This is a genomic window from Pseudomonas sp. BF-R-01 (assembly GCF_019946615.1).
GTDB classification, from domain to species: domain Bacteria; phylum Pseudomonadota; class Gammaproteobacteria; order Pseudomonadales; family Pseudomonadaceae; genus Aquipseudomonas; species Aquipseudomonas migulae.
Genome location: NZ_JAGYFX010000068.1, coordinates 1 through 25,669 on the forward strand (window position 1 = coordinate 1; position 25,669 = coordinate 25,669).

A 25,669-nucleotide genomic window follows, 5' to 3' on the forward strand; every position below is an offset into this window, starting at 1 on the left:
GTAGGAGCCGGCTTGCTGGCGATAGCGGTGCGACAGTCAATCTAAATGTTGAATGTCATACCGCAATCGCCAGCAAGCCGGCTCCTACACGGGTTTTGCGTCTGGCTTACTGCGCGCGCAGGGTTTTGACGCCTTCGCTGGTGCCCAGCAACAGCAGGTCCGCAGGACGCGCCGCGAACAAACCGTTGGTCACCACGCCGACGATCGCATTGATCTGCGTCTCCAGCTCCACCGGGTTGGTGATCTGCATGTTGAACACATCCAGAATGATGTTGCCGTTGTCAGTCAGCACGCCTTCACGGTAAACCGGGTCGCCGCCGAGCTTCACCAGCTCGCGGGCCACGTGGCTGCGGGCCATCGGGATCACTTCGACCGGCAGCGGGAACGCGCCGAGCACCGGCACCAGTTTGCTGCCATCGGCGATGCAGATGAAGGTCTTGGCCACGGCCGCAACGATCTTCTCGCGGGTCAGGGCTGCGCCGCCGCCCTTGATCAGGTTCAGGTGCTCGTCGCTTTCGTCGGCACCGTCGACGTAGAACTCCAGGTCGCTGACGGTATTCAGCTCATACACCGGAATACCGTGGCCCTTGAGGCGTGCGGCGGTGGCTTCGGAACTGGCGACTGCGCCGTCGAAGGCGCCTTTGTGTTGCGCCAGTGCGTCGATGAAGCAGTTGGCGGTGGAGCCGGTGCCGACCCCGACGATGCTCTTGTCGTCGAGTTTCGGGAGGATGAAGTCGACGGCGGCCTGGGCCACTGCCTGTTTGAGTTGATCCTGGGTCATGCGGGCTCCGAAGTGCCGAAGAGGGGGAACGAAAGCCCGGCATTATAGGCCCCGGGACGGGGAAGGTCATTGCCCGATTGGCAGACCGCCACCGTGACCTGTAGGAGCGAGGCTTGCCCGCGAAAGCGTTCTTACTGCCAACATTTATTCTGGATGTGCCGGCCTCTTCGCGGGCAAGCCTCGCTCCTACAGGTCCATGATCCGTTCCGGGGAGGGTAAAACCACCTGTTTAGTGTGGTCGCACGCCCGAAAGCCGGGTTAGACTCCTTGGCCCTGCCCAACCCGCTCAGTGATGCTTTCCGATGCTCGAACAGTACGTCAAAAAGATCCTCACCTCGCGCGTTTATGACGTTGCCGTAGAAACCCCATTGCAGACTGCCCGCCAGCTCTCCGAGCGGCTGGGCAACAGTATTTTGCTCAAGCGTGAAGACTTGCAGCCGGTGTTCTCGTTCAAGATTCGCGGGGCCTACAACAAGCTCACGCAGTTGAGCGATGAAGAACGCGCGCGCGGCGTCGTGACGGCTTCGGCCGGTAATCACGCGCAGGGCCTGGCCCTGGCGGCGAAAGTGCTCGGCGTGAAAGCCACCATCGTCATGCCCAAGACCACCCCGGAAATCAAAGTCGAAGGCGTGCGTTCCCGTGGTGGCAAAGTGGTGCTGCACGGGGATTCGTTCCCGGAAGCCCTGGCTTACTCGCTGAAACTGGTCGACGAAAAAGGCTACGTCTACATTCACCCGTACGACGATCCCCACACCATTGCCGGGCAGGGCACGGTGGCCATGGAGATTCTGCGCCAGCACCCTGGGCGTCTGGATGCGATCTTCGTTCCGGTCGGCGGCGGCGGTCTGATCGCCGGTATCGCGGCGTACGTGAAATACCTGCGCCCGGAAATCAAGATCATCGGCGTCGAGCCGGACGACTCCAATTGCCTGCAAGCCGCCATGGCCGCCGGCGAGCGCGTGGTGCTGCCGACCGTGGGCCTCTTCGCCGACGGCGTCGCGGTCGCTCAGATTGGTCAGTACACGTTCGACATCTGCAAAGACTATGTCGATGAAGTGATCACGGTCAGCACCGACGAGATCTGCGCGGCGATCAAGGATATCTACGACGATACCCGCTCGATCACTGAACCTGCCGGCGCCCTGGGCGTGGCCGGGATCAAGAAGTACGTCGAGCAGCACGCTGTCACCGGGCACACCTTTGTGGCCATCGATTCCGGCGCCAACGTCAACTTCGACCGCTTGCGCCACGTCGCCGAACGCGCCGAGCTGGGCGAGGGCCGCGAAGCCATCATCGCCGTGACCATCCCCGAGAAGCCGGGCAGTTTCAAGGCGTTCTGCGAAGCCATCGGCAAGCGCCAGATCACCGAATTCAACTACCGCTACAACACCGGCAGCGAAGCGCACATCTTCGTTGGCGTGCAGACGCACCCGGAAAACGATCCGCGCAGTGCGCTGCTTGCCAGTCTGACCGAGCAGGGTTTTCCGGTGCTGGACCTGACCGACAACGAACTGGCCAAGTTGCACATCCGGCACATGGTCGGTGGCCGCGCGGCCCAGGTGGTGGATGAAGTGGTGCTGCGCTTCGAATTTCCGGAACGACCGGGCGCGCTGTTCAACTTCCTCAGCAAGCTCGGCGGGCGCTGGAACATCTCGATGTTCCACTACCGCAACCACGGCGCAGCGGACGGTCGTGTGGTCGCAGGGCTGCAAGTGCCTCACGAAGAGCGTCATCTGGTGCCGGCGGCGCTGGAAGAAATCGGCTACCCGTACTGGGACGAAAGCGACAATCCGGCCTATCAGCTGTTTCTTGGCTGAGCGGCTACGCTGATGGGCAGGTCATAAGGAAGTCGAACAATGGAAACGTTAACCGCCCTGAAAGTGGCGCACATGGTGGCGACGGTTGTGCTGCTGGTCTGTGCGCTGGGCCTGGGGATCTGGGTCTGGCGAACTCGGCGTAATGGCGACGCGACGGCGGGCAGCCGCACGTTGCAACGGCCTCGGGTGTTCATCTGGTTGTTGATGGGGCTGGCATTGCTGAGCATGCCGTTCACCGGCTGGTGGATGGTGCATCTGGTGGGCTGGCCGTTGGGGCAGACGTGGTTGCTGGCGTCGAGTGTGCTTTACACCGTTGCGGCGTTGGCGTGGTTCTGGTTGTTGGTGCGGCTTAACAAGTTGCGCAAGGCGCCGGCGGGGAACGGCAAGTTTACCTTCGCCCTGGCGTTGTTCAGCTTCGTCTGCTTTATCGCCATTGCCGGGTTGATGGGTGCCAAGCCTGTTTAACGCTTGAAACCGAGTTGACCCCTTCGCAGGCGAGCCTCGCTCCTACGGGATTTGCGTCATTTTCATAATTGACGCATGACCTGTAGGAGCGAGGCTTGCCCGCGAAGGCGATTTCAGTCACGCAACGAAATCACAGGCCAGCCACGCTTCTCGGCCTCGGCGCGCAAATTCGGGTCCGGATCAACCGCCACCGGATTCGCCACCTGTTCCAGCAACGGAAAATCATTCATCGAGTCGCTGTAGAAGTAACTGTCTTCCAGCGAATGCCCGTTTTCTTCCAGCCAACGATTAAGCCGCGTCACCTTGCCTTCGCGGAAGCACGGCACGTCGGTGCTGCGCCCGGTGTAGCGGCCATCGACCATCTCGCACTCGGTGGCGATCAGGGTTTCAACGCCCAGGCGCTCGGCAATCGGACCTGTGACGAAACGGTTGGTCGCCGTGATGATCACCAGTTTGTCGCCGGCATCGCGATGCTTCTTCAGCAGCTCAAGTCCCTTGGGCAGCACGATCGGTTCGATGCAGTCGCGCATGTAATCGCTGTGCCACTGGTCCAGCGTGGCCATTTCGGTACGGCCGAGCACTTCCAGGCAAAAGTTCAGGTAGGCGGCGTTATCCAGCTTGCCGGCCAGGTAATCCTGATAGAACTCGTCGTTGCGTGTCTTGTAGGCGACGGCGTCGAGGAAGCCGCGTTCGCACAGGTAATCACCCCAGGCGTGGTCACTGTCGCCGCCCAAAAGGGTGTTGTCCAAGTCGAATAAAGCCAGGCGCATTGCAGTTACTCGCTGAAAAGTCTGTAGAAAGGCGCCCAGAATACGGACTTTTCACAAGAGTGCACATAAGGTTGGCCGGCTCGTTGCTGCCTTCACAACCTTTGTGGAACAATGCGGCGACATGCGTTTGCGAGGTTGTTGCCGTGATCGACCCCGATGGTTTCCGCCCCAATGTCGGGATCATTCTCACGAATGATGCCGGACAGGTGCTATGGGCTCGCCGTATCAATCAAGATGCCTGGCAGTTTCCACAGGGTGGTATCAACCCCCAGGAGACGCCGGAAGACGCCTTGTACCGCGAGTTGAACGAAGAAGTGGGTCTGGAGCGCGAAGATGTTGAAATTCTCGCCTGCACCCGGGGCTGGTTGCGCTATCGTTTGCCGCAACGTCTGGTCCGTACCCACAGCCAACCGCTGTGCATCGGCCAGAAACAGAAATGGTTTCTCCTGCGCCTGATCTCCAACGAGCAGCGGGTGCGGATGGATTTGACCGGTAAACCGGAATTCGATGGCTGGCGCTGGGTCAGTTATTGGTATCCGTTGGGCCAGGTGGTGACATTCAAGCGCGAGGTGTATCGACGCGCTCTCAAAGAGCTTGCCCCGCGCCTTTTAGCGCGCGACTGACGACGGAGTTCGACCCCGAGCCATGCTCAATACGCTGCGCAAGATCGTCCAGGAAGTTAACTCCGCCAAGGATCTCAAGGCGGCGTTGGGGATTATTGTGTTGCGCGTCAAAGAGGCCATGGGCAGCCAGGTCTGCTCGGTCTACCTGCTTGACCCCGAGACCAACCGCTTCGTGCTGATGGCGACCGAGGGCTTGAACAAGCGCTCGATCGGCAAAGTCAGCATGGCACCCAACGAAGGTCTGGTCGGCCTGGTCGGCACGCGTGAAGAACCCCTGAACCTCGAAAACGCCGCGGATCACCCGCGCTACCGCTACTTCGCCGAGACCGGTGAAGAGCGCTACGCCTCATTCCTCGGGGCACCGATCATCCACCACCGCCGCGTTGTCGGCGTGTTGGTCATTCAGCAGAAAGAACGCCGCCAGTTCGATGAAGGTGAAGAAGCCTTCCTCGTGACCATGAGCGCGCAACTTGCCGGGGTTATCGCCCACGCCGAGGCCACCGGTTCGATCCGAGGCCTGGGCCGTCAGGGCAAAGGCATCCAGGAAGCCAAGTTCATCGGCGTGCCGGGTTCGCCGGGCGCGGCGGTCGGTACGGCGGTGGTCATGCTGCCACCGGCCGATCTGGACGTGGTGCCGGACAAGACCATCAGCGACATCGACGCCGAACTCGCGTTGTTCAAGACCGCCATCGAAGGCGTACGCGCCGACATGCGTGCGTTGTCGGCCAAACTGGCCTCGCAGTTGCGCCCCGAAGAGCGCGCCTTGTTCGACGTCTACCTGATGATGCTCGCCGACGAGGCGCTCGGCAGCGAAGTGACCACGGTGATCAAGACCGGTCAGTGGGCCCAGGGCGCGCTGCGCCAGGTGGTCACTGAGCACGTCAATCGTTTCGAATTGATGGACGACGCCTACCTGCGTGAGCGCGCATCGGACGTCAAGGACCTTGGCCGCCGTCTGCTCGCCTACTTGCAGGAAGAGCGTCAGCAGAACCTGGTCTACCCGGAAAAAACCATTCTGGTCAGCGAAGAACTGACGCCGGCGATGCTCGGCGAGGTGCCGGAAGGCACGCTGGTCGGTCTGGTTTCGGTCCTCGGTTCAGGTAACTCCCACGTCGCGATCCTCGCCCGGGCGATGGGCATTCCGACGGTGATGGGCCTGGTCGACCTGCCTTATGCCAAGGTCGATGGCATCGAATTGATCGTCGACGGCAATCGCGGCGAGGTCTACACCAACCCCAGCGATGTGCTGCGCAAGCAGTTCGCCGAGGTGGTGGAAGAAGAGAAACAACTGGCGCTCGGTCTCGATTCCCTGCGCGACCTGCCGTGCGTGACCCTCGACGGTCACCGCATGCCGCTGTGGGTCAACACCGGCCTGCTGGCGGACGTGGCGCGGGCGCAAAAGCGCGGCGCCGAAGGTGTCGGTCTTTACCGCACCGAAGTGCCGTTCATGATCAACCAGCGATTCCCGAGCGAAAAAGAGCAGCTGGCGATCTATCGCGAGCAGCTCGCCGCGTTCCACCCGCAACCGGTGACCATGCGCAGCCTGGACATCGGCGGCGACAAGTCGCTGTCGTACTTCCCGATCAAGGAAGACAACCCGTTCCTCGGCTGGCGCGGCATTCGCGTCACCCTCGACCACCCGGAAATCTTCCTGGTGCAGACCCGCGCCATGCTCAAGGCCAGCGAAGGCTTGAACAACCTGCGGATTCTGCTGCCGATGATCTCCGGTACCCATGAGCTGGAAGAAGCCTTGCACCTGATTCACCGGGCGTGGGGCGAAGTCCGCGACGAAGGCACCGACGTGCCGATGCCGCCGATTGGCGTGATGATCGAGATTCCGGCGGCGGTGTATCAGACCAAGGAACTGGCGCGGCAAGTGGACTTCCTGTCGGTCGGTTCCAACGACCTGACCCAGTACCTGCTGGCCGTTGACCGCAACAACCCGCGAGTGGCCGACCTCTACGACTATTTGCACCCGGCGGTGCTACAGGCGTTGCAGACCGTAGTGCGTGACGCCCATGCCGAAGGCAAGCCTGTGAGCATCTGCGGCGAGATGGCGGGTGACCCGGCGGCGGCGGTGCTGCTGATGGCGATGGGCTTCGACAGTTTGTCGATGAACGCCACCAACCTGCCGAAGGTGAAGTGGATGCTGCGTCAGATCAACCTGAGCAAGGCCAAGGAATTGCTCGCGGAGCTGATGACCATCGACAACCCGCAAGTTATCCACAGCTCGCTGCAACTGGCGCTGAAGAACCTTGGGTTGGCGAAGATGGTCAGCCCGGCGGCGGTCAAAGCCCTCTAAAACGCTGATGGCCTCATCGCCAGCAGGCTGGCTCCCACATTGGATTTGTGTTTGACGCAAATCCCCTGTGGGAGCCAGCCTGCTGGCGATGAGGCCGGATCAGACAATGCTAAATTCTGACCTCAACTTCCCCCAAATGCCCGCCATACGGCCCGAAACTCCGTTCGACCATCAGCCGCGTCCCATCCGCCTGAACAATCAACGCCGTACTCGCCCGCGTCCCATAACTCTGGCTGGCAATAAACACACTCGATAACAACGACTCGGTCGCCAGACCCACCCCGGTATCCGGCAGCTCGGCAAAAGGCGCTGTCTGCGAATCACTGAGCAACGCCAATAACGCCTCGGGCTGCGGATCCTCCAGAACAGCCTCCAGCGCCGCTCGCGCCTTGAGCAACTTCGGCCACGGCGTATCCAGGCCTGCATTCGATAACCCATACACCCCGGCCGGCAGCAGCACCGCTTCAGACTCCCGGGCATTGAAGTGCCACAGTTCATTGGCATTGCCGATCAGCAGGTTAAAACCGGCATATTCGAGCGAACGTCCGACAACGTCGTCCAAATAATCATCTATCGGCATGTCGCCGCTGAGAAATCGTGCAACCAGTTCGCCTCGGGATTTTCGAGCGGCCGGTTGATGGGGATCGCGAATATTGGTCAGCGCCGCAAAGCGCCCGTTGGCGCCGACACCGAGCCAGGTGCCGCCGGCTTCCAGATCACGACCGGCGTAGACGTGCGGTGCTTCGGGCCATTGCGCCAAGGGCAGACTGGGCCGGGCATAGAATTCGTCACGGTTGGCGGCGACGATCAGCGGCTGGGCGTGGCCCGGGCGCCAGGCAAAGACAATCAGGCACATAAGGTGGTCCTTGTGTGTTTTTGCCCACTCTACGCAGTCATTGTGCGGGTATCCATCGCCATCCAGTGGAGCCGAAGGCCATGCATCCGTTACCATGCCGCTCTTCTTTGGGGGTCGTACATGGAATTTCTGCTCTATCTGGCGCTCGGCGCCTGTGCAGGCGTGCTGGCCGGCCTGTTCGGCGTCGGCGGCGGAATTATCATCGTGCCGGTGCTGGTGTTCAGTTTCACCTTGCAGGGTTTCGACGCCTCGATCCTGACGCATCTGGCGGTCGGCACATCCCTGGCTACGATCATCTTTACCTCGGTCAACGCAGTGCGCGAGCATCATCGCCGCGGTGCCGTGCGTTGGCCGATTTTTGCCTGGATGACCGTCGGCATCCTGCTCGGCGCCGGGTTCGGCGCGCTGACAGCCGAAGCGATCTCCGGGCCAAACCTGCAGAAAATCATCGGCGTATTTGCCCTGGTCATCGCCGTGCAGTTGATGCTGGACGTCAAACCCAAGGCCAGCCGAACGGTGCCGGGTAAAGTCGGCCTGACCGTGGCCGGCAGTGTGATTGGCTGGGCGTCGGCGATTTTCGGGATTGGCGGCGGTTCGCTGACCGTGCCGTTCCTGACCTGGCGCAGCGTGCCGATGCAGCAAGCAGTGGCCACGTCCTCGGCGTGCGGTCTGCCCATCGCGCTGGCCAGTGCATTAAGTTTCATGATTCTGGGCTGGCACGATCCGTTGCTGCCGGCCCATAGTCTCGGTTTTATTTATTTGCCGGCGCTGCTGGGGATCGCCCTGACCAGCATGGTCTTCGCCCGCCTCGGTGCGCGATTGGCCCATAGCCTGTCGCCGAAGTTGCTGAAAAGACTGTTCGCCGCTTTGCTGTTCTGCGTGGGTTTGAATTTTCTGATCTGACGCACCGCACAATCCTGGCTTAATCCTGAGGTGGCAGCGTCGCCCGGGAATTTTGAAGCTTTCAACTCTAACGAGGAGTCGCAATGCTGCCTTACCCGCAGATCGACCCGGTGGCCCTGGCCATCGGTCCGCTGAAAATCCACTGGTACGGCTTGATGTACCTGATCGGCATCGGCGGTGCGTGGCTGCTGGCGTCGCGCCGGCTCAACCGTTTCGACCCGACCTGGACCAAGGAGAAACTCTCCGACATGGTCTTCTGGATGTCGATGGGCGTTATCGTCGGCGGGCGCCTGGGCTATGTGCTGTTCTACGATCTGCACGCTTACCTGGCCAACCCGACGCTGATTTTCGAAGTGTGGAAGGGTGGCATGTCGTTCCACGGCGGCTTCATCGGCGTGATGCTGGCGGCGTTGTGGTTTGGTAAAAAGAACAACAAGTCGTTCTTCCAGCTGATGGATTTCGTCGCGCCGATGGTGCCGATCGGCCTGGGCGCCGGGCGTATCGGCAACTTCATCAACGCCGAATTGTGGGGCAAGGCGACCGACGTGCCGTGGGCGATGATCTTCCCGCCGTTCAGCGATCCGGCGCAGTTGCCGCGTCACCCGTCGCAGCTGTATCAGTTCGCGCTGGAAGGCGTCGCGCTGTTCCTGATCCTGTGGCTGTTCTCGCGCAAGCCACGGCCGACCATGGCGGTGTCCGGGATGTTCGCGCTGTTCTATGGCATCTTCCGTTTCATCGTCGAATTCGTCCGCGTACCGGACGCGCAACTGGGCTATCTGGCCTGGAACTGGCTGACCATGGGCCAGGTGCTCTGCGTGCCGATGATCGTCGGCGGGCTGTTCCTGATCTGGCTGGCGTATCACCGCGCCCCGGCGACTCCAGCGGCAGCCGTATAAATTCGAACCCCGGGGCTTTGGTCCCGGGTTCAAGGACACAGGTAACTCATGAAGCAATATCTCGAACTGGTCGCCCACGTCATCAAGAACGGCACCAAACAGGCCAACCGCACTGGCGTGAACACCATCAGTTTTCCGGGCGCGATGCTGCGTTATGACCTGCAAGAAGGTTTTCCGGCGATCACCACGCGCAAGATGGCCTTCAAATCGGCCATCGGCGAGATGTGCGGTTTTCTGCGTGGGGTGAACAACGCCGCCGAATTCCGTGCGCTGGGCTGCAAGGTCTGGGACCAGAACGCCAACGAAAACGCGCAATGGCTGGCCAACCCGTTCCGCCAGGGTGAAGACGACCTCGGTGAGATCTACGGCGTGCAATGGCGCAAATGGCCGGCGTACAAACAGATCCCGGTCAGCAACCAGGCCGCCATCGAGCAGACCCTGAAGCAAGGTTACCGCCAGATCGCTGAAGGCGAAGAAGACGGCCAGGCTTACGTGGTGCTGTACAAGGCGATCGATCAGATCCGCCAGTGCGTCGACACCATCATCAAGGACCCGGGCAGCCGCCGCATCCTGTTCCACGGCTGGAACGTTGCGCAGCTTGATGAAATGGCCCTGCCGCCGTGCCACCTGCTGTACCAGTTCCACCCGAATGTCGAGACCAAGGAAATTTCCCTGACCCTCTACATCCGCTCCAACGACCTGGGCCTGGGCACGCCGTTCAACCTCACCGAAGGCGCTGCGTTGCTGAGCCTGATCGGTCGCCTGACCGGTTATACGCCGCGCTGGTTCACCTATTTCATCGGTGACGCGCACGTCTACGAAAACCATCTGGACATGCTGAACGAACAGCTCAAGCGCGAGCCGTTCCCGATGCCGAAGCTGGTGATCAGTGATCGTGTGCCGGAGTTTGCCAAGACGGGCGTTTATCAGCCGGAGTGGCTGGAGTTGATCGAACCGGGTGATTTTTCGCTTGAGGGTTATCAGCACCATGCGCCGATGACGGCGCCGATGGCTGTCTGAGACGGGCACCGCTTCGCGGTGTTCGCGGTGTTCGCGGGCAAGCCTCGCTCCTACGGGTTAGTGTAAATCTGTAGGAGCGAGGCTTGCCCGCGAAGAGGCCCTCAATGCCCATGACTGCGGCCCACATGCGAATGCTCAACCTCCGTCGCCACCACCCCTCCACTCACTTCCAACCGCTGCAAAATCCCGCATTGATCGATATCCGGCCCTTCGCCACAGCGTTGGCGCAGGTCGAGCAGTTGTGCCTGTAACGCCAGCAAGCCGTCGATCCGCGCTTTCACGTGATGAATGTGCTCGTCGATCAGCGCATTCACGCTTTCACACTGATCCTGCGGACTGTCGCGCAAGGCCAGCAGGCTGCGGATTTCCTCGAGCGTCATGTCGAGGGTGCGGCAGTTGCGGATGAAGGTCAGGCGCTCGGCGTGGGCCTGGGTGTAGACGCGGTAGTTGCCGTCGCTGCGGGCCGGTTCCGGCAGCAGGTTTTCGCGCTCGTAGTAGCGAATGGTTTCCACGGCGCAGTCCGTGAGCCTGGCCAGTTCTCCGATCTTCATGACGGCAATCTCCAAAAGGGTGCTTGACCCTATAGTGGCTACAGGGTCTTTACTTGGCAACAGGCACCTTATGGACGCGACCTGATGAGCGATTCCCGACACGATCACACACACGAGGCTGGTCACAGCCACAAACTGCAGCCTGTACAGAAACATGACCATGGCGGTCACGGGGATTCCTGCTGCTCTTCCAAAGCGGCGGCACCGTCGCTGATCAAGCTCAGCGAAACGTCCACCGCCAACGCGCGGCTGAGCAGTTTCCGCATCGACGCGATGGACTGCCCGACCGAGCAGACGCTGATCCAGAACAAACTGGGCAAGCTCGCCGGTGTGCAGCAGCTGGAATTCAACCTGATCAACCGCGTGCTGGGCGTCACTCATGACTTGCCGAGCACCGCGCCGATCATCGACGCGATCAAGTCGCTGGGCATGGTTGCCGAGCCGCTGGAGCAGGGCGTCGAAGCACCCGCCCCGGCACCTGAGAAAAAACCGTGGTGGCCACTGGCGTTGTCCGGCGTGACCGCGCTCGCTGCCGAAGTGATCCACTTCACCGACGCAGCGCCCAACTGGGTCGTGGCGGTTATCGCGCTGGTCTCGATCCTCAGCGGCGGCCTCAGCACTTACAAAAAGGGCTGGATCGCCCTGAAAAACCTCAACCTCAACATCAACGCGTTGATGAGCATCGCGGTGACCGGCGCGATCCTGATCGGGCAGTGGCCGGAAGCGGCGATGGTGATGTTCCTGTTCACCGTGGCCGAGTTGATCGAGGCCAAGTCCCTGGACCGTGCGCGCAACGCCATCAGCGGTTTGATGCAGATGACCCCGGAGCAGGCCACGGTGTTGCAGGCCGATGGCAGTTGGGTTTTGCAGGACGTCAAAACCATCGAGCTGGGCGCGCGGGTGCGGGTGCGGCCCGGCGAGCGGATTGGCCTGGACGGTGAAGTGGTGGCGGGCAGTTCAACCATCGATCAGGCACCGATCACGGGTGAAAGCCTGCCGGTCGAGAAGACGCTTGGCGACAAAGTGTTTGCTGGCACGATCAATCAGGCGGGTTCTCTGGAGTATTCCGTCACCGCCGCCGCCAACAATTCGACCCTCGCGCGGATCATCCACGCCGTCGAACAGGCCCAAGGCGCACGGGCACCGACTCAGCGTTTCGTTGATCAGTTTTCAAAAATCTACACACCGGCCGTATTCGCCCTGGCCTTGGCCGTCGCGGTAATTGCGCCGCTGTTCATGGGCGCGGTCTGGTTCGACTGGATCTATCGCGCGTTGGTATTGCTGGTGGTCGCGTGCCCGTGTGCGCTGGTGATCTCGACACCAGTGACCATCGTCAGCGGCCTCGCGGCGGCGGCGCGCAAAGGGATTCTGGTCAAGGGCGGCGTTTATCTGGAGGGCGGTTACAAGCTCGATTACCTGGCGCTGGACAAGACCGGCACGATTACCCACGGCAAACCGGTGCAGACCGATTACCTGTCGCTTGACCCAACCGCTGATGCCTTTGCGCCGGGAATTGCGGCGGCATTGGCCGGGCGCTCGGACCACCCGGTGTCGCTGGCCATCGCCAACGCCGCTGTGGATAAAACCTTTGCACCGCTCGTTGTGGATAACTTCGAAGCCTTGGCCGGTCGCGGGGTGCGCGGTAAAATCAACGGTCAGGTCTACCACTTGGGCAACCACCGTTTGGTCGAAGAGCTGAACCTGTGCTCGCCCGCCCTGGAAGAAAAGCTGTTTGCGCTGGAAAAACAGGGCAAGTCGGTGGTGCTGCTGCTCGACAAATCCGGCCCGTTGGCGCTGTTCGCCGTGGCCGATACGGTCAAGGAGTCCAGTCGCGAGGCGATCCAGCAATTACACGACCTGGGCATCAAAACTCTGATGCTCACTGGCGACAACGTCCACACCGCGCAGGCGATTGCCGCACAGGTCGGCATCGACGAAGCCAAGGGCGACCTGCTGCCGACCGATAAACTGCAAGCCATCGAAGCCCTTTATGCACAGGGTCATAGCGTCGGCATGGTCGGTGACGGCATCAACGATGCCCCGGCACTGGCCCGGGCAGAAATCGGTTTTGCCATGGCCGCCGCCGGCACCGATACCGCCATCGAAACCGCCGATGTCGCCCTGATGGACGACGATCTGCGCAAAATCCCCACGTTCATCCGCCTGTCGCGGCAGACGTCGAGCATCCTCAAACAGAACATCGCCCTCGCTTTGGTCATCAAGGCTATCTTTCTTGGGGTAACCTTCGCCGGGATTGCCACCATGTGGATGGCGGTGTTCGCTGACATGGGCGTGAGCCTGTTGGTGGTGTTCAACGGTTTGCGCCTGTTGCGCAAGTAAGTGATGAGGAGCGGGTGTGCTGAGTGCCGAGCTGAAGGCGTTTTACATGGTGGCCCGTCTGGGCAGCATTACCCTGGCGGCGAAAAAGCTCGGCCTGAGCCAGCCCACCGTGACCACGCAAATCCGCAATCTGGAAAGCCAGTACTCGGTTGAACTGTTCTACCGGGGCGGTCGCCGCCTCAGCGTCAGTGATGAAGGTGCGCGGCTGCTGCCGATGGTCAAGACGCTGTTGCAGCAGGAAGCCGACATCGAGTTTTTCCTGCGTAACAGCGGCCAGGTCCAGGGCACTTTGCGCATCGCCGCCACGGCGCCGTATTACATCCTCGATCTGGTGAAGACCTTCCGCGAGCGCTTGCCGCAGGTGGAAGTGTCGGTGGAGATCGGCAACTCGCAGCAGGTGCTGGAGGCGTTGGAGGATTACCGGGTGGATGTCGCCGCGTCCTCGCAACTGCTCGACGATGCGCGACTGATTCGGCGGGTGCTCGGCAGCGATCCGCTGGTGTTGGCGGTGCATCGCAATCATCCGTTGGCGGTGCACGATCATGTGCCGCTCAGCGCGTTGGCCGGGCATACGTTGTTGATGCGTGAGTCAGGCTCGACCACTCGGCGCCTGACCGAAGAATTGCTGGCCAGTGCCGGGGTGAGTTTCGGCCCGTTGCTGGAGATCGGCAGCCGTGAATCGATCCGCGAGGCGGTGCTGCGCAACATCGGGATCAGCATCATTGCCCGGCAGGAAGTACCGCACGATCCGCAGCTGCGCGTGCTGACCATCGAGAATGCGCCGCAGATTCCCGAGTATTTGTACTGCCTCAAGGAGCGCAAAGGCGCGCGGTTGCCGGCGGCGTTTCTGGGGTTGGCGCAGGAAATGGCCCCGGCCTGAGTTTTGCGGTGACTCTGAGGGCCTCTTCGCGGGCAAGCCTCGCTCCTACAGGGGAACGCATTTCTCTGTAGGAGCGAGGCTTGCCCGCGAAGGCGCCAGACCAGTCACCATTAACCCCAACCCAAATCCTTGAATACCACTATCAGCCGTTTTGGCCTCACTGCCACATGACGGACGCATTACATCCCTAGGATGGCCTTCATCTGCTTGATGAGGCCCGTCCATGAACCACTCGATCGCAACTGCCCTGACCAACCCCGGCGCCCCGATGAAGGTGCGCGGCGTGCAGAAACGCTTCGGCGCTTTCACTGCGCTGGATAACGTTTCCCTCGACGTGGCGGCCGGTGAACTGGTGTGCCTGCTGGGGCCGTCGGGCTGTGGCAAGACCACCTTGCTACGTTGCATCGCCGGTCTGGAGAAACAGGACAGCGGCGAGTTGTACCTCGGTGATCGCGACGTCTCGCACCTGGCACCTCAGGCGCGGGACTACGGCATTCTGTTTCAGTCCTACGCGTTGTTCCCCAATCTCACCGTCGAAGCGAACATTGCCTACGGCCTCGCCGGCAGCGGTCGCGATGAAGTGCGCAAGCGCGTCGGTCAGATGCTGGAACTGGTCGGCCTGACCGGCAGTGAGAAAAAGTACCCCGGCCAATTATCCGGCGGTCAGCAGCAACGTGTCGCACTGGCCCGCGCCCTGGCACCGGCGCCTTCGTTGTTGTTGCTGGACGAGCCGATGTCCGCCCTCGATGCCCGGGTCCGCGAGCACCTGTGCACCGAGCTGCGCCAACTGCAGCGCAGCCTCGGCATCACCACGCTGATGGTCACCCACAATCAGGACGAGGCCATGCTGATGGCCGACCGGATCGCCGTGATGAACAACGGCAAGGTCGAGCAATACGCCACGCCGCAGGAAATCTACGACCGCCCGGCCACGCCGTTCGTGGCGGAGTTTGTCGGCCAGGGCAACTGGCTGCCTTTCCAGCGCAGCAGCGACAGTCATGCGCAGGTCGGCGGGATGAACATGCGTCTGGCGGATGGCAGCGCGAAAACCGCGTCGGGTCGTTTGTTCTGCCGGCCCGAGGCGATCAACGTCAACCCGCTGGTGCATGAAGAAAACCTGTTCCCGGCCAAGGTTCGTGAAATCACCTTTCTCGGCAACCGCTGCCGCATGAGCTTCGAACTCGATCAACTGCCGGGTCACGCACTGCTGGCAGAACTGGCACCAGAAGCCATGCCGCGTCTCGGCGCGCAGCAGATCATGGTCGCCTTGCCGCCGCGCAGCCTGCAGGTGTTTGCCTGATGAGCGCGAACATCGCGCTGCCGATACCGCACAAGCAGGTTCGGCAGACCTCCCGTGCCGAGATCGGCGACCGGGTGTTCGTGGTCGGCGGCAAAGTCCTTTTGCTGGTGTTGCTCGGCGTCGCAGTGCTGATGCCGTTGCTGGCGATCTTCTGGCGTGGCTTCAGTTCGGAGGCCGGGCAGGGCGGTGGTCTGGTGGCTGCGCGTGAACTGGTCACCAGTGCGAATTTCCACTGGTTGCTCGGCAATAGCCTGAAAGTGTCCCTCAGCGTCGCAGCGATTGTCGTACCGCTGGCCTACCTGTTTGCCTACGCGCTGCAACGCACCCTGATTCCGGGCAAAGCTATCTGGCGTGGAATGTCGCTGTTGCCATTGATGGCGCCGTCGATGTTGCCGGGCATTGCGCTGGTTTATCTGTTTGGTAACCAAGGCATGTTGCGCGGTTTGCTCTCGGACAATATCTACGGCTTCTGGGGCATTGTTCTCGGTGAGGTCATCTACACCTTCCCACACGCCTTGATGATTCTGCTGTCGGCGCTGTCCCTGGCGGATGCGCGACTGTTCGATGCCGCCTCCAGCATGGGCGCCAGTCCGGCGAAAGCCTTCCGCAGCATCACCTGGCCGGCGACGCGTCAGGCGGTGTTCGCTGCGTTCTGTCTTGTTTTCACCCTGACCATCACTGACTTCGGCGTGCCCGTGGTGGTCGGCGGCGACTATCAGGTGTTGGCGCTGGAAGCCTACAAAGCCGTGGTTGGTCAGCAACAATTCGGTCGCGGTGCGTTGATCGGCATGGTCCTGCTGCTGCCGGCGCTGTTCAGCTTCGGGGTCGATGCGTGGCTGCGCCGGCGTCACGGTGATTCCATGAGCGGTCGGGCGCAGGTCTTTCAACCGGCACCGTCGAAACTGCGCGACGGCTGCTACCTGGCCATCGTGCTGCTGATCTGCGCGGTGTTGCTGCTGGTGTTCGGCATGGCGGTGTTCTCGTCGCTGGTGAAGTTCTGGCCGTACAACCTGTCGCTGTCGCTCAATCATTACCAGTTCAACGACACGGCGGGCGGCGGTTGGCTGGCCTACGGCAACAGCGTGAAGATGGCCCTGTGCACGGCGTTGATCGGCAGCGTGCTGATCTTCACCGGCGCCTACCTGATGGAAAAAACCAAGGGCCAGCGCGGACTGAATCTGACATTGCGCATGCTCAGTTTCGTACCGATGGCGGTGCCGGGTCTGGTGCTGGGCCTGGGTTATGTCTTCTTCTTCAACCTCAGCGACAACCCGCTGCATGTGCTCTACGGGACCATGACCCTGCTGGTGGTCTGCACCATTGCTCACTATCTGACCACCGCGCAAATGACCGCGACCACGGCGCTGCGCCAACTCGACGCCGAGTTCGAAGCCGCCGCGCTGTCGCTCAAGGCGCCGCTGTACCGGCATTACCTGCGGGTCACCGTGCCGATCTGCCTGCCGGCGCTGCTGGATATCGTGCGCTACCTGTTCGTCTCGGCCATGACCACCGTTTCGGCGGCGATCTTCCTCTACAGCCCCGACACCATCCTCGCGGCGGTGGCGGTGCTGAACATGGACGACGCCGGCAACGTCGGCGGCGCGGCGGCGATGTCGACCCTGATTCTGTTCACCTCGGCGGGCGTGTCCCTGCTGCTGGCCTGGGCCTCGCGCGGTTTGCTGCGCCGCTCCCAAGCCTGGCGGCAGACCGCCCCCGGTCACTGATTTCCACTCCCGCAACCTCAACTCAAAACAGGAAAAGATCATGTTCAAGCCCCTGGCCCTGGCCGCTGCTGTCCTCACCGCTTTCAGCCTGAACGCCTTCGCGGCGAAAACTGAGTTGACGGTGTACACCGCCCTCGAAGCCGAACAACTGAAGACCTACAAAGAAGCCTTCGAAAAAGCCAACCCGGACGTCGAGATCAAGTGGGTGCGCGATTCCACCGGCATCATCACCGCGAAACTGCTGGCCGAAAAAGCCCGCCCGCAGGCTGACGCCGTCTGGGGCCTGGCCGCGTCGAGCCTGGCGATTCTCGATCAGCAAGGCATGCTGCAAAGCTACGCGCCGAAGGACCTCGGCAAAATCGGCGGCAACTACCGCGATGCCGCCAACCCGCCAGCCTGGGTTGGCATGGACGTCTGGGCCGCGACCATTTGCTTCAACACCGTCGAAGCCGAGAAGCAGGGTTTGACCAAGCCCGTGAGCTGGCAGGACCTGACCAAGCCTGAGTACAAAGGCAAGATCGTGATGCCGAACCCTGCCTCGTCCGGCACCGGTTTCCTCGACGTCAGCGCCTGGCTGCAAACCTTCGGCGAGAAGCAGGGCTGGCAGTACATGGACGACCTGCACCAGAACATCGGCCAGTACGTTCACTCCGGTTCCAAGCCTTGCAAACTGGCAGCGGCGGGTGAATTCCCGATTGGTATTTCCTTTGAATACCCGGCCGTTCAGTTGAAGCGCCAGGGCGCACCGCTGGACATCATCCTGCCGAAAGAAGGCCTGGGTTGGGAGATCGAAGCGACGGCGGTGATCAAGGGCACACCGCATGAAGACGCGGCGAAGCAACTGGCTGACTTCTCGGCCAGCCCTGCAGCGATGGAGCTGTACAAAGAGAACTTCGCCGTCCTCGCTCAGCCGGGTATCGCCAAGCCGCAGACTGAATTGCCGGCTGATTACGAGCAGCGCCTGATCAAGAACGACTTCGCCTGGGCGTCGAAGAATCGCGACGAAATCCTGACCGAGTGGCGCAAGCGCTATGACGGCAAGTCCGAGAAAGTGGCTGCCAAGTAAGATTTTCATCGGCTGACGGGCCCCTTCGCGGGCAAGTCGGATCGCCGCACCGCTCGCTCCTACAGGTGATCGCGTCCCCCCTGTAGGAGCGAGGCTTGCCCGCGAAGGCGGCTTCAAACTCAGGACATCTCTTGATGACACACCCCAACGACCTGCTGATCGTAGGCGCCGGCATCCTCGGCCTGTCCCACGCCTACGCCGCCGCCAGGCGCGGTCTCAAAGTCACCGTTTTCGAACGCAGCGAAACGCCCTTGGGCGCCTCGGTGCGCAACTTTGGCCAAGCCCTCGTCACCGGCCAACCACCAGGCCCGATGCTCGAACTGGCCAAAGCCAGCCGCGAGATCTGGGGCCAATGGGCGCAACTGGCCGGCCTGCAACTCAAGCGCAACGGCTCGTACCTGTTCGCCCGCACCGAAGCGGAAGAACACTTGCTGGAAGCCTTCTGCGCCGGTCGCGCCAAAGAGCACGGTTACCGCGTCGACCTGCTACGCGGCGCCGCATTGCGCGATCTGTACGGCGGCCAGTTCCGCCATCACCGCGCTGCGCTGCACGGGATGGACGATCAGCAACTGTATTCCCGCGAAGCGATCCCGGCGTTGATCGATTACCTGCGTCGTGAAATGAACGTCGAGTTTCACTTCTCCACCCTCGTGCGCGACATCGAACCGGGCCGCTTGCACAGCACCGCCGGCACCTTCAACGCCGAGCACATCATCGTCTGCTCCGGCCACGATTATCAGACCTTGCTGGCCGAGCCGATTGCCGCGCTCAACCCGCAAATCTGCCGCCTGCAAATGCTCCGCGCCCGCCCGCAGATCAACCTCAACCTGCAACACGCGCTGCTCACCGGTTTGAGTTGCGTGCATTACGGCGCCTTCGCCGATCTGCCGGAAGCAGCGGCAGTGCAGGCGCAGATCCTGCGCGAGCAACCGCACTTGCATGAAAACGGCATTCACCTGCTGATCAGCCCGACACCTCACGGCGAGCTGATCATCGGCGATTCCCACCACTACGGCAGTGATCCGTCACCGTTCAATGCCGAGCAGGTGGATGACTGGATGATCGAACTGGCCGAGCAGACGCTGGGCTGCAAAGTGCAAGTGGTCGAGCGCTGGCAGGGGGTCTATGGTTCCCGAGGGCCAGGGCCGTTTTCGTTCCTGCGGCCGATGCCGGGCGTGAGCGTGGCACTGATGCACACCGGCGTCGGCATGAGTGTCGGGCCGGCAATGGCCGAACGTAATGTCGCGACGTTATTGGGAGAGCGTTGATGGACCGCAAGGCGCAAGTGATCGACGAGGTGTTTGGGCTGTATGAGCGCTTCGGCGACAGCGATTACATCGGCGAGCCGGTGTCGCAGATCGAGCACATGTCCCAGGCCGCACAACTGGCCATGGCGGAAGGCTTCGATGATGAAGTGGTGCTGGCGGCATTCTTCCACGACATCGGCCATATCTGTGCCGACAGCGCGCCGAACATGGGCGGCTTCGGCGTGGTCAGCCACGAGCGGCTGGGCGCCGATTACCTGCGTCGCGCAGGTTTCAGTGAACGCATGGCGCGGTTGGTGGAATACCACGTTCAGGCCAAGCGCTACCTGACACTCAAGGAGCCCGGGTATTACGAACGATTGAGCGAGGCCAGCCGTCGGACCCTGGAGTATCAGGGCGGGGTGATGACCCCGGCCGAGGCTGAAGCCTTCGAGCAGGACCCGTTGTGCGCGGTGAGTTTGCGCATGCGCCAGTGGGATGAGTTGGCGAAGGAGATGAACGTGCCTCTTCTGGATCTCGACGTTCTGAAGCGCAAGGCTTTGGGCCTTCTGCCCAGGGCGGCTTGAACCACAACTACTGGTGAGACCTCCTACAGGATGAAGAGATTGTTCGCGCAGAGCGTTTTACGAGGATGGGATAGCTTGATCGACCCTAAATTGATTTGAGCTAGCCACATGCGTTATTTGAAAGTTACAGCCCAGGACCGAAGTGCTTACGGCAGGGCTGACAACCTGATCCTGCATTTTTTCGAAGAGATTGACGGTGCCGAAGATCGGCTCGTTCACGAAGCCTATGCACTGGATAACACTGCCGATGGCAAAGTTGATTTTCAGTATGGCGACGTGAACAACGACGGTAAGGAAAACATTAAGGATGAGGAGCTAATCAACTTGTTTGCAGAAGCGTTCCTGCAGCTTAGCTGGTTCAATAATGGAGATACTTGGGATCGCTATGTCAAGATATATGTAGAGGATTTTGCTTACGACGGTAGTCTAGACCCCGTGGAACTGCACTTTCATGATAGTTCCCGCAGACCTTCAGGCCGAAGCCTCGTTTCCACCGCCACTGTTTTAGACTCCCTTGAGGGCTACATGGTTGACATGGTGTTCGGTCTCGATATGGATGGTGATGGCGATTTGGATAAAGTGGACAAACAGCTTGCCTGGACATTGAGATCCACGTTTCTGAGGTTCAACTGGCGCTGATCAACCGTATCAAAGCTGCTGCGCCAACACCTCGATCTGCTCCTGCCGTTCCGCCTGATTCAACTTCGCATGGGGATTCAGCGACGACCACTGCGGATGCGCCCGAGCCTTGTTCAGGGCTTCGGGCAGTTTGCCTTCGCGCCAGCTCTTGTCCTGTGGCGTGGCGACCTGGATGCTGTCCATCGCCGCATGCCCACGCGCATTCAGCGCTTGCAGCAACTGCCGCTGCCGCAATGCCAACAACCGCAACACGCTGTCATCGACCGTCAATTCACGCTGACCTTTGATCTTGCCCAGCAACCGGCTGCCGTAGCTGCGCGCGGTTTGCAGGGCGCCGCCGGCAATCGCGCCGGCCAGTGCTGCCGCGCCGAGGGTCAAGCCGCCGACCAGCAGATCCACCCCGGCCCCGGCGGCCGCACCCGCGGCGATGCCGCCGCCGACGCGCACGCCCAGTTGCTTGAGGGTTTCCGGGTTGAACAGGTCATCGCCCCAGCGGCCATCGAGCAGCGGCAGATCACTGGCCGCCGCGTCTTGCGGGCGGAAGGCGTAGAGCGTGAGCAGCGCTTCGACACAACGCTGTTCCCGTTGGCGAACGGCTTTGCGCAGTTCGCTGATCGCCTGTTGTTCCTGCTCGGCGTCGCTAACCACGCTACGCCGACACGCCGCACAATCGATCAACAATTCGGCAATCAACCGCGCCGCGCTTTGTTGCCGGGCCAGACGCTGGGCCTGCTGATCGGCGATCAAACGTTCCAGTTGCTCGCGAGAATTTTCCAGCAACAGCGCGAGGCTTTCATACAGCCGCCGCTCGCCATCTTCCGGCGGCGCCACGCTGTCGAAACGCACCAGGGCATGCAAGCCCAGACGCGCCAACGCTTCACGCCAATCCGGCTCGCGGTGGTTGGCGCTGCTGACGAAATTCAGCACCGGCAACAGCGGTTTGCCGCAGCTGGCCAGCACTTCCAGTTCGTCGCGGTACTTGGAAAGCACCGGTTCGCGGGCGTCGATCACATAGAGGCCGGCGTCGCAGGTGAGCAGTTGCCGCAGCACCTTGGCTTCCTGTTCGAACCGCTGCCGCGCTTCACTGCCTTCAAGAAAGCGCGCCAGTCGCGCCGGACCGTCGAGGCGTTCACCGGGACGCTCCAGGCGTTCGAGGTAGTCGAGCAGGGCGATGGCGTCTTCCAGGCCCGGCGTATCGAACAGGTCGAGCAAGGGCTCGCCGTCCACCGACAACCGCGCGCCTTCAACGTGCCGCGTGGTGCTCGGGCGATGGGAGACTTCGCCGAAACCGACATCACGGGTCAGCGTGCGCAGCAATGAGGTTTTGCCGACGTTGGTGTGACCGACCACGGCGAGCTTCAACGGCGCTTTCCACGGATTAGTCATGACCGGTCTCCAGCCAGTTCAGCGGCGCGCAATCGGCGAAGGGCAGTTCCAACTGTTGCAGCGCCACGTGCCAGTCGCCGAGACGCTCGGCATCCAGCGCTTCGCCGGGCGGCGCTTGCAGCAACCAGACGCGGGTGGCGCTGGCGTTGCGGGCCAGTTCGGCGATCAGCGCGAGGCTGCCGCGGTCCGGCGAACGCCGTGGATCGCAGGCGATGGCCAGGCGGGCCGGGGGGAAACGGCTGAGTTGTTCCAGGAGTTTGTGGCGCGATTCGCGACTGTCGAGGATGCCTGCGTCGTTCACGGTTTTCGGCAGCGGTGGTGGCCATGGCCGTTGATCGTCCAGCTCGATGGCCACCAGCAACGCGCCGTCGCTTTGCAGTTCGCTGACGCCGCTTTCCACGTGATGAAGCTGCGCAGGTGCCGCATCGCTGATGCCCAGGCGTTCGCTGGTCGGCATCAGGCGTTCGCGCAGTTGCGCGTAGCCGGGCAGGTTCAGATCCAGACGTAATCTGGCGCGACCCCTTTTCCAGCGCCACAGGCACAACAGCGCCAACAACAACCTCGGCAAAACCCCGTAGACCAGCAACACGCCCACCAGCCACGCGGCCCAGGCCTGACGAGCGCTTTCAATGTTCAGTGCGGCATCGCCGCTGGCGCGGATCATTTCCACGGTGGGCACGCTGAAACCCAACAGAGCCGGCAGGGCGCCCAGAGCCTGGGTCATGGCGACGAAGGTGTCGCCGCCAAGGATGGTGGTTTCCCAGACGAAGCCGTAGCGCCGGGTCGCCATCAGCATCAGCACAATCACCAACGCACTGAGCATCGCCAGCAACCACAAACCATTGACCAGCACACCGAGCGCCCAGCGATTGAGTTTCTGTCGTTGCAGCAGCAACAGCAGGGCGGGCGCCAGTTGCGCGGCTTTGGCGTCGCGGGCGAGTTTTTCGCTGAGCCACAACCACAAGCGTCCCAGCGTCGCGCCGTGCTCACCGGCAAACACCAGCCCCAGCGCCCAGCTCAGCAGCAGAATCAGGTTCAGCCCGAGCAAGCTGCCCAAGGCCCAGAACACATTGACCGGCGTTTGTCCGTCACCCAGCGCGGCAAACGCCAGACCGGCGCCGCTGACCACTGCCAGCGCGGCCAACACCACCAGCGCCAGTCGCGCACCTTGCAGCCAATGCCTGAGGGCTTCGGTCAGTCCATCGCGCTCGGCCAGCCATAAGGCGCGACGCGAAATCCGTGTCGGCAGATCGCCGCCCGCCGTGCGAGCCAGTCGGTTGGCTTCCAGATCATCCAGAGGGCCGGCGTGTTCTTCGCGCAGGCGAATGGTTTCCGTCAACCAGAGGGTATTCAGTTCAGTCACGCGGCATCCCGTCGCTCAATTGAGCTGTGAGCATAACCGCTGTCGCGCTTGTCGGGGGGCTACGTTGCGAGAAGCCGAGCCTCTGGTATCCTCGCCGGCATGACTAAATCACTCCCCCTCAGCCTGATCGCAGCCCTCGGTGAAAACCGTGTGATCGGCGTCGACAACAGCATGCCCTGGCACTTGCCGGGGGACTTCAAATACTTCAAGGCCACCACCTTGGGCAAGCCGATCATCATGGGTCGCAAGACCTGGGATTCCCTCGGTCGCCCGCTGCCGGGCCGGTTGAACATCGTGGTCAGCCGTCAGGCGGATCTGGTGCTGGAAGGCGCGGAGGTTTACCCGTCGCTGGAGGCTGCCGTGGTTCGCGCGGAAGAATGGGCGAAAGAGCAGGGCGTCGATGAGTTGATGCTGATTGGTGGCGCGCAGTTGTATGCGCAAGGGTTGGCGCAGGCTGATCGGTTGTATTTGACGCGCGTGGCGCTGAGCCCGGAAGGGGATGCGTGGTTTCCGGAGTTTGATTTGAAGCAGTGGAAGCTGGTGTCGAATGTGCCGAATCCGGCTGAAGGCGACAAACCGGCGTACAACTTCGAGGTTTGGGAAAAGGCTTAAAAGCATCGCCGGCAAGCCAGCTCCTACAAGGGTTGTGTCGTACGCAATGTCTGCGATCGACACAACCCTTGTAGGAGCCGGCTTGCCGGCGATAGCGGTCTGACAGGCGCCGCTTATGCGTGAGCCAACTCCGCATGCTCATCCGCATCCAGCAAATCTTTATCGGTCTGCTGCATGATCTGGCTGGTAATCGCCCCGGCCGTGATCGAACCACTCACGTTCAACGCCGTACGCCCCATATCAATCAGCGGCTCAACCGAAATCAGCAACGCCACCAGTGAAACCGGCAAGCCCATCGCCGGCAGCACGATCAGCGCCGCGAACGTCGCACCACCGCCCACACCGGCCACACCGGCCGAACTCAAGGTCACAATCGCCACCAGCGTTGCGATCCACAGCGGGTCGAGCGGGTTGATGCCCACGGTCGGCGCCACCATCACTGCCAACATCGCCGGGTACAAACCCGCACAGCCGTTCTGGCCAATGGTCGCGCCGAACGAAGCGGCGAAACTGGCGATGGATTGCGGAATGCCCAGACGGCTGGTCTGCGCTTCGATGCTCAGCGGAATCGTCGCCGCGCTGGAGCGGCTGGTGAAAGCAAACGTCAGCACCGGCCAGATTTTGCGGAAGAACCGCAGCGGGTTGATCCCGGCCACCGACACCAGCACGCCATGGACTACAAACATCAGGCCCAGGCCGATGTAGGACACCACGACAAAACTGCCGAGCTTGATGATGTCTTGCAGGTTGGAACCGGCGACCACTTTGGTCATCAGCGCCAGTACGCCGTACGGAGTCAGCTTCATCACAAGACGCACCAGACGCATCACCCAGGCTTGCAGGGTGTCGATGGCGTTGATCACTTTCTGACCTTTTTCGACGTCATCCTTCAGCAGTTGCAGCGCGGCGACCCCGAGGAACGCGGCGAATATCACCACGCTGATGATCGATGTCGGCTTGGCGCGCGCCAGATCAGCGAACGGGTTTTGCGGGATGAACGACAGCAGCAGTTGCGGCACATTCAGATCCGCGACCTTGCCTGCGTAGTCGGTCTGAATGGTTTGCAGGCGGGCCATTTCCTGTGTGCCGGCGACCAGGCCTTCAGCGGTCAGGCCGAACAGGTTGGTCAAACCGATACCGATCAGCGCCGCGATGGCGGTGGTGAACAGCAGCGTGCCGATGGTCAGGAAACTGATTTTGCCCAGCGACGAAGCGTTGTGCAGACGGGCCACGGCGCTGAGGATCGAGGCGAACACCAGCGGGATCACGATCATTTGCAGTAGCTGCACGTAACCGTTGCCCACCAGATCGAACCAGCCGATCGAGGCTTTCAGCACCGGGTTTCCGGCACCGTAAACGGTGTGCAAGGCGACACCGAACACCACGCCCAACACCAGGGCGAGCAGGACTTTTTTCGCCAGGCTCCACGTCTTGTGACGGGTTTGCGCCAGTGCGACGAGCAGGGCGAGGAACACCAGCAGATTGAGAATCAGCGGCAGATTCATTGGAACTCCCATTAGACATGTGCCAACTGCCTTCCGGGG

Annotated in this window: 23 protein-coding genes; 16 read left to right on the top strand and 7 right to left on the bottom strand. The window is 61.7% G+C overall.

Features of this window, described 5'->3' with window-relative positions:
- Positions 1 to 106 precede the first annotated feature (106 nt).
- Entirely contained in the window at positions 107 to 781 is a 675-nt protein-coding gene (rpiA, locus tag KGB27_RS21835) for a ribose-5-phosphate isomerase RpiA (RefSeq protein ID WP_008026076.1), read from the bottom strand.
- A 302-nt stretch (positions 782 to 1,083) separates the two neighbouring features.
- On the opposite strand from rpiA, the gene ilvA reads away from it, so the two are divergent.
- Positions 1,084 to 2,598 carry a threonine ammonia-lyase, biosynthetic gene (gene ilvA / locus KGB27_RS21840; protein WP_008026079.1) on the top strand — a complete coding sequence of 505 codons (1,515 nt, stop codon included), beginning with the start codon at positions 1,084 to 1,086 and terminating at the stop codon, positions 2,596 to 2,598.
- Positions 2,599 to 2,637: 39 nt separating this feature from the next.
- On the top strand, positions 2,638 to 3,063 hold the full coding sequence (locus KGB27_RS21845) for a DUF2269 domain-containing protein (protein WP_008026082.1): 426 nt from the start codon (positions 2,638 to 2,640) through the stop codon (positions 3,061 to 3,063).
- Positions 3,064 to 3,176: 113 nt separating this feature from the next.
- On the opposite strand, the gene KGB27_RS21850 is transcribed toward KGB27_RS21845, so the two are convergent.
- Entirely contained in the window at positions 3,177 to 3,833 is a 657-nt protein-coding gene (locus tag KGB27_RS21850; RefSeq protein ID WP_223556337.1) for an HAD family hydrolase, read from the bottom strand.
- A 143-nt stretch (positions 3,834 to 3,976) separates the two neighbouring features.
- Between KGB27_RS21850 and KGB27_RS21855 the strand changes: the two genes are divergently transcribed.
- Both KGB27_RS21855 and ptsP read left to right on the top strand, forming a co-directional pair.
- Positions 3,977 to 4,456, top strand: a complete 480-nt coding sequence (locus KGB27_RS21855) for an RNA pyrophosphohydrolase (protein ID WP_007897732.1) — start codon at positions 3,977 to 3,979, stop codon at positions 4,454 to 4,456.
- Positions 4,457 to 4,478: 22 nt separating this feature from the next.
- Complete coding sequence (ptsP, locus tag KGB27_RS21860) at positions 4,479 to 6,758, top strand: phosphoenolpyruvate--protein phosphotransferase (RefSeq protein ID WP_008026086.1); 2,280 nt, start codon at positions 4,479 to 4,481, stop codon at positions 6,756 to 6,758.
- A gap of 109 nt (positions 6,759 to 6,867) precedes the next feature.
- On the opposite strand, the gene KGB27_RS21865 is transcribed toward ptsP, so the two are convergent.
- Positions 6,868 to 7,614: an NRDE family protein gene (locus KGB27_RS21865; RefSeq protein ID WP_223556339.1), complete on the bottom strand. Its 747-nt coding sequence runs from the start codon at positions 7,612 to 7,614 to the stop codon at positions 6,868 to 6,870.
- A gap of 120 nt (positions 7,615 to 7,734) precedes the next feature.
- Between KGB27_RS21865 and KGB27_RS21870 the strand changes: the two genes are divergently transcribed.
- The 3 genes from KGB27_RS21870 to KGB27_RS21880 all read left to right on the top strand — a co-directional run bounded on the left by KGB27_RS21870 (position 7,735) and on the right by KGB27_RS21880 (position 10,433).
- The gene (locus tag KGB27_RS21870) at positions 7,735 to 8,517 is read left to right on the top strand and encodes a sulfite exporter TauE/SafE family protein (RefSeq protein WP_008026089.1); all 783 of its coding nucleotides are present in this window, start codon (positions 7,735 to 7,737) and stop codon (positions 8,515 to 8,517) included.
- Positions 8,518 to 8,600: 83 nt separating this feature from the next.
- On the top strand, positions 8,601 to 9,413 hold the full coding sequence (lgt, locus tag KGB27_RS21875) for a prolipoprotein diacylglyceryl transferase (protein ID WP_008026090.1): 813 nt from the start codon (positions 8,601 to 8,603) through the stop codon (positions 9,411 to 9,413).
- Positions 9,414 to 9,461: 48 nt separating this feature from the next.
- Complete coding sequence (locus tag KGB27_RS21880; protein ID WP_008026091.1) at positions 9,462 to 10,433, top strand: thymidylate synthase; 972 nt, start codon at positions 9,462 to 9,464, stop codon at positions 10,431 to 10,433.
- A 101-nt stretch (positions 10,434 to 10,534) separates the two neighbouring features.
- Here the strand turns inward: KGB27_RS21880 and cadR are convergent, their stop codons facing one another.
- Entirely contained in the window at positions 10,535 to 10,984 is a 450-nt protein-coding gene (gene cadR, locus KGB27_RS21885; protein WP_008040770.1) for a Cd(II)/Pb(II)-responsive transcriptional regulator, read from the bottom strand.
- Positions 10,985 to 11,068: 84 nt separating this feature from the next.
- On the opposite strand from cadR, the gene KGB27_RS21890 reads away from it, so the two are divergent.
- From KGB27_RS21890 to KGB27_RS21925, 8 genes are all read left to right on the top strand, one after another.
- On the top strand, positions 11,069 to 13,324 hold the full coding sequence (locus KGB27_RS21890) for a heavy metal translocating P-type ATPase (RefSeq protein ID WP_223556340.1): 2,256 nt from the start codon (positions 11,069 to 11,071) through the stop codon (positions 13,322 to 13,324).
- Positions 13,325 to 13,340: 16 nt separating this feature from the next.
- On the top strand, positions 13,341 to 14,204 hold the full coding sequence (locus KGB27_RS21895) for a LysR family transcriptional regulator (RefSeq protein WP_008026094.1): 864 nt from the start codon (positions 13,341 to 13,343) through the stop codon (positions 14,202 to 14,204).
- Positions 14,205 to 14,427: 223 nt separating this feature from the next.
- Positions 14,428 to 15,504, top strand: coding sequence for a putative 2-aminoethylphosphonate ABC transporter ATP-binding protein (locus tag KGB27_RS21900; RefSeq protein WP_008026095.1), 1,077 nt, complete (start codon positions 14,428 to 14,430; stop codon positions 15,502 to 15,504).
- Positions 15,504 to 17,228, top strand: coding sequence for a putative 2-aminoethylphosphonate ABC transporter permease subunit (locus KGB27_RS21905; protein WP_008040772.1), 1,725 nt, complete (start codon positions 15,504 to 15,506; stop codon positions 17,226 to 17,228). The genes KGB27_RS21900 and KGB27_RS21905 overlap by 1 nt, the downstream gene beginning before the upstream one ends.
- Positions 17,229 to 17,268: 40 nt before the next feature.
- The gene (locus KGB27_RS21910) at positions 17,269 to 18,294 is read left to right on the top strand and encodes a putative 2-aminoethylphosphonate ABC transporter substrate-binding protein (RefSeq protein WP_223556341.1); all 1,026 of its coding nucleotides are present in this window, start codon (positions 17,269 to 17,271) and stop codon (positions 18,292 to 18,294) included.
- Positions 18,295 to 18,428: 134 nt separating this feature from the next.
- Positions 18,429 to 19,562 (top strand): TIGR03364 family FAD-dependent oxidoreductase, encoded by a 1,134-nt coding sequence (locus KGB27_RS21915; protein ID WP_223556342.1) that lies wholly within the window; start codon positions 18,429 to 18,431, stop codon positions 19,560 to 19,562.
- Positions 19,562 to 20,125, top strand: coding sequence for a phosphonate degradation HD-domain oxygenase (locus KGB27_RS21920; protein WP_207284888.1), 564 nt, complete (start codon positions 19,562 to 19,564; stop codon positions 20,123 to 20,125). Before KGB27_RS21915 ends, KGB27_RS21920 begins: the two co-directional genes overlap by 1 nt.
- 108 nt (positions 20,126 to 20,233) lie before the next feature.
- Entirely contained in the window at positions 20,234 to 20,764 is a 531-nt protein-coding gene (locus tag KGB27_RS21925) for a hypothetical protein (protein WP_207284887.1), read from the top strand.
- Between the two features lie 9 nt (positions 20,765 to 20,773).
- On the opposite strand, the gene KGB27_RS21930 is transcribed toward KGB27_RS21925, so the two are convergent.
- Together KGB27_RS21930 and KGB27_RS21935 are read right to left on the bottom strand one after the other, a co-directional pair.
- Entirely contained in the window at positions 20,774 to 22,150 is a 1,377-nt protein-coding gene (locus KGB27_RS21930; protein WP_192227532.1) for a GTPase/DUF3482 domain-containing protein, read from the bottom strand.
- Positions 22,143 to 23,513 carry a DUF2868 domain-containing protein gene (locus tag KGB27_RS21935; protein WP_223556344.1) on the bottom strand — a complete coding sequence of 457 codons (1,371 nt, stop codon included), beginning with the start codon at positions 23,511 to 23,513 and terminating at the stop codon, positions 22,143 to 22,145. Before KGB27_RS21935 ends, KGB27_RS21930 begins: the two co-directional genes overlap by 8 nt.
- A 99-nt stretch (positions 23,514 to 23,612) precedes the next feature.
- Here KGB27_RS21935 and KGB27_RS21940 point away from each other — a divergent pair, with 99 nt between their 5' ends.
- Positions 23,613 to 24,125 (top strand): dihydrofolate reductase, encoded by a 513-nt coding sequence (locus KGB27_RS21940; RefSeq protein WP_223556345.1) that lies wholly within the window; start codon positions 23,613 to 23,615, stop codon positions 24,123 to 24,125.
- A 113-nt stretch (positions 24,126 to 24,238) separates the two neighbouring features.
- On the opposite strand, the gene KGB27_RS21945 is transcribed toward KGB27_RS21940, so the two are convergent.
- On the bottom strand, positions 24,239 to 25,630 hold the full coding sequence (locus tag KGB27_RS21945) for an L-cystine transporter (RefSeq protein WP_223556346.1): 1,392 nt from the start codon (positions 25,628 to 25,630) through the stop codon (positions 24,239 to 24,241).
- Positions 25,631 to 25,669 lie beyond the last annotated feature (39 nt).

Coding starts and splice junctions, on each gene's coding strand:
- KGB27_RS21890 (WP_223556340.1), top strand. CDS start 11,069: ATGAGCGATTCCCGACACGATCACACACACGAGGCTGGTCACAGCCAC.
- rpiA (WP_008026076.1), bottom strand. CDS start 781: ATGACCCAGGATCAACTCAAACAGGCAGTGGCCCAGGCCGCCGTCGAC.
- ilvA (WP_008026079.1), top strand. CDS start 1,084: ATGCTCGAACAGTACGTCAAAAAGATCCTCACCTCGCGCGTTTATGAC.
- KGB27_RS21870 (WP_008026089.1), top strand. CDS start 7,735: ATGGAATTTCTGCTCTATCTGGCGCTCGGCGCCTGTGCAGGCGTGCTG.
- KGB27_RS21905 (WP_008040772.1), top strand. CDS start 15,504: ATGAGCGCGAACATCGCGCTGCCGATACCGCACAAGCAGGTTCGGCAG.
- KGB27_RS21930 (WP_192227532.1), bottom strand. CDS start 22,150: ATGACTAATCCGTGGAAAGCGCCGTTGAAGCTCGCCGTGGTCGGTCAC.
- KGB27_RS21900 (WP_008026095.1), top strand. CDS start 14,428: ATGAACCACTCGATCGCAACTGCCCTGACCAACCCCGGCGCCCCGATG.
- KGB27_RS21940 (WP_223556345.1), top strand. CDS start 23,613: ATGACTAAATCACTCCCCCTCAGCCTGATCGCAGCCCTCGGTGAAAAC.
- KGB27_RS21920 (WP_207284888.1), top strand. CDS start 19,562: ATGGACCGCAAGGCGCAAGTGATCGACGAGGTGTTTGGGCTGTATGAG.
- ptsP (WP_008026086.1), top strand. CDS start 4,479: ATGCTCAATACGCTGCGCAAGATCGTCCAGGAAGTTAACTCCGCCAAG.
- KGB27_RS21910 (WP_223556341.1), top strand. CDS start 17,269: ATGTTCAAGCCCCTGGCCCTGGCCGCTGCTGTCCTCACCGCTTTCAGC.
- cadR (WP_008040770.1), bottom strand. CDS start 10,984: ATGAAGATCGGAGAACTGGCCAGGCTCACGGACTGCGCCGTGGAAACC.
- KGB27_RS21850 (WP_223556337.1), bottom strand. CDS start 3,833: ATGCGCCTGGCTTTATTCGACTTGGACAACACCCTTTTGGGCGGCGAC.
- KGB27_RS21925 (WP_207284887.1), top strand. CDS start 20,234: ATGCGTTATTTGAAAGTTACAGCCCAGGACCGAAGTGCTTACGGCAGG.
- KGB27_RS21945 (WP_223556346.1), bottom strand. CDS start 25,630: ATGAATCTGCCGCTGATTCTCAATCTGCTGGTGTTCCTCGCCCTGCTC.
- KGB27_RS21880 (WP_008026091.1), top strand. CDS start 9,462: ATGAAGCAATATCTCGAACTGGTCGCCCACGTCATCAAGAACGGCACC.
- KGB27_RS21865 (WP_223556339.1), bottom strand. CDS start 7,614: ATGTGCCTGATTGTCTTTGCCTGGCGCCCGGGCCACGCCCAGCCGCTG.
- KGB27_RS21845 (WP_008026082.1), top strand. CDS start 2,638: ATGGAAACGTTAACCGCCCTGAAAGTGGCGCACATGGTGGCGACGGTT.
- KGB27_RS21915 (WP_223556342.1), top strand. CDS start 18,429: ATGACACACCCCAACGACCTGCTGATCGTAGGCGCCGGCATCCTCGGC.
- lgt (WP_008026090.1), top strand. CDS start 8,601: ATGCTGCCTTACCCGCAGATCGACCCGGTGGCCCTGGCCATCGGTCCG.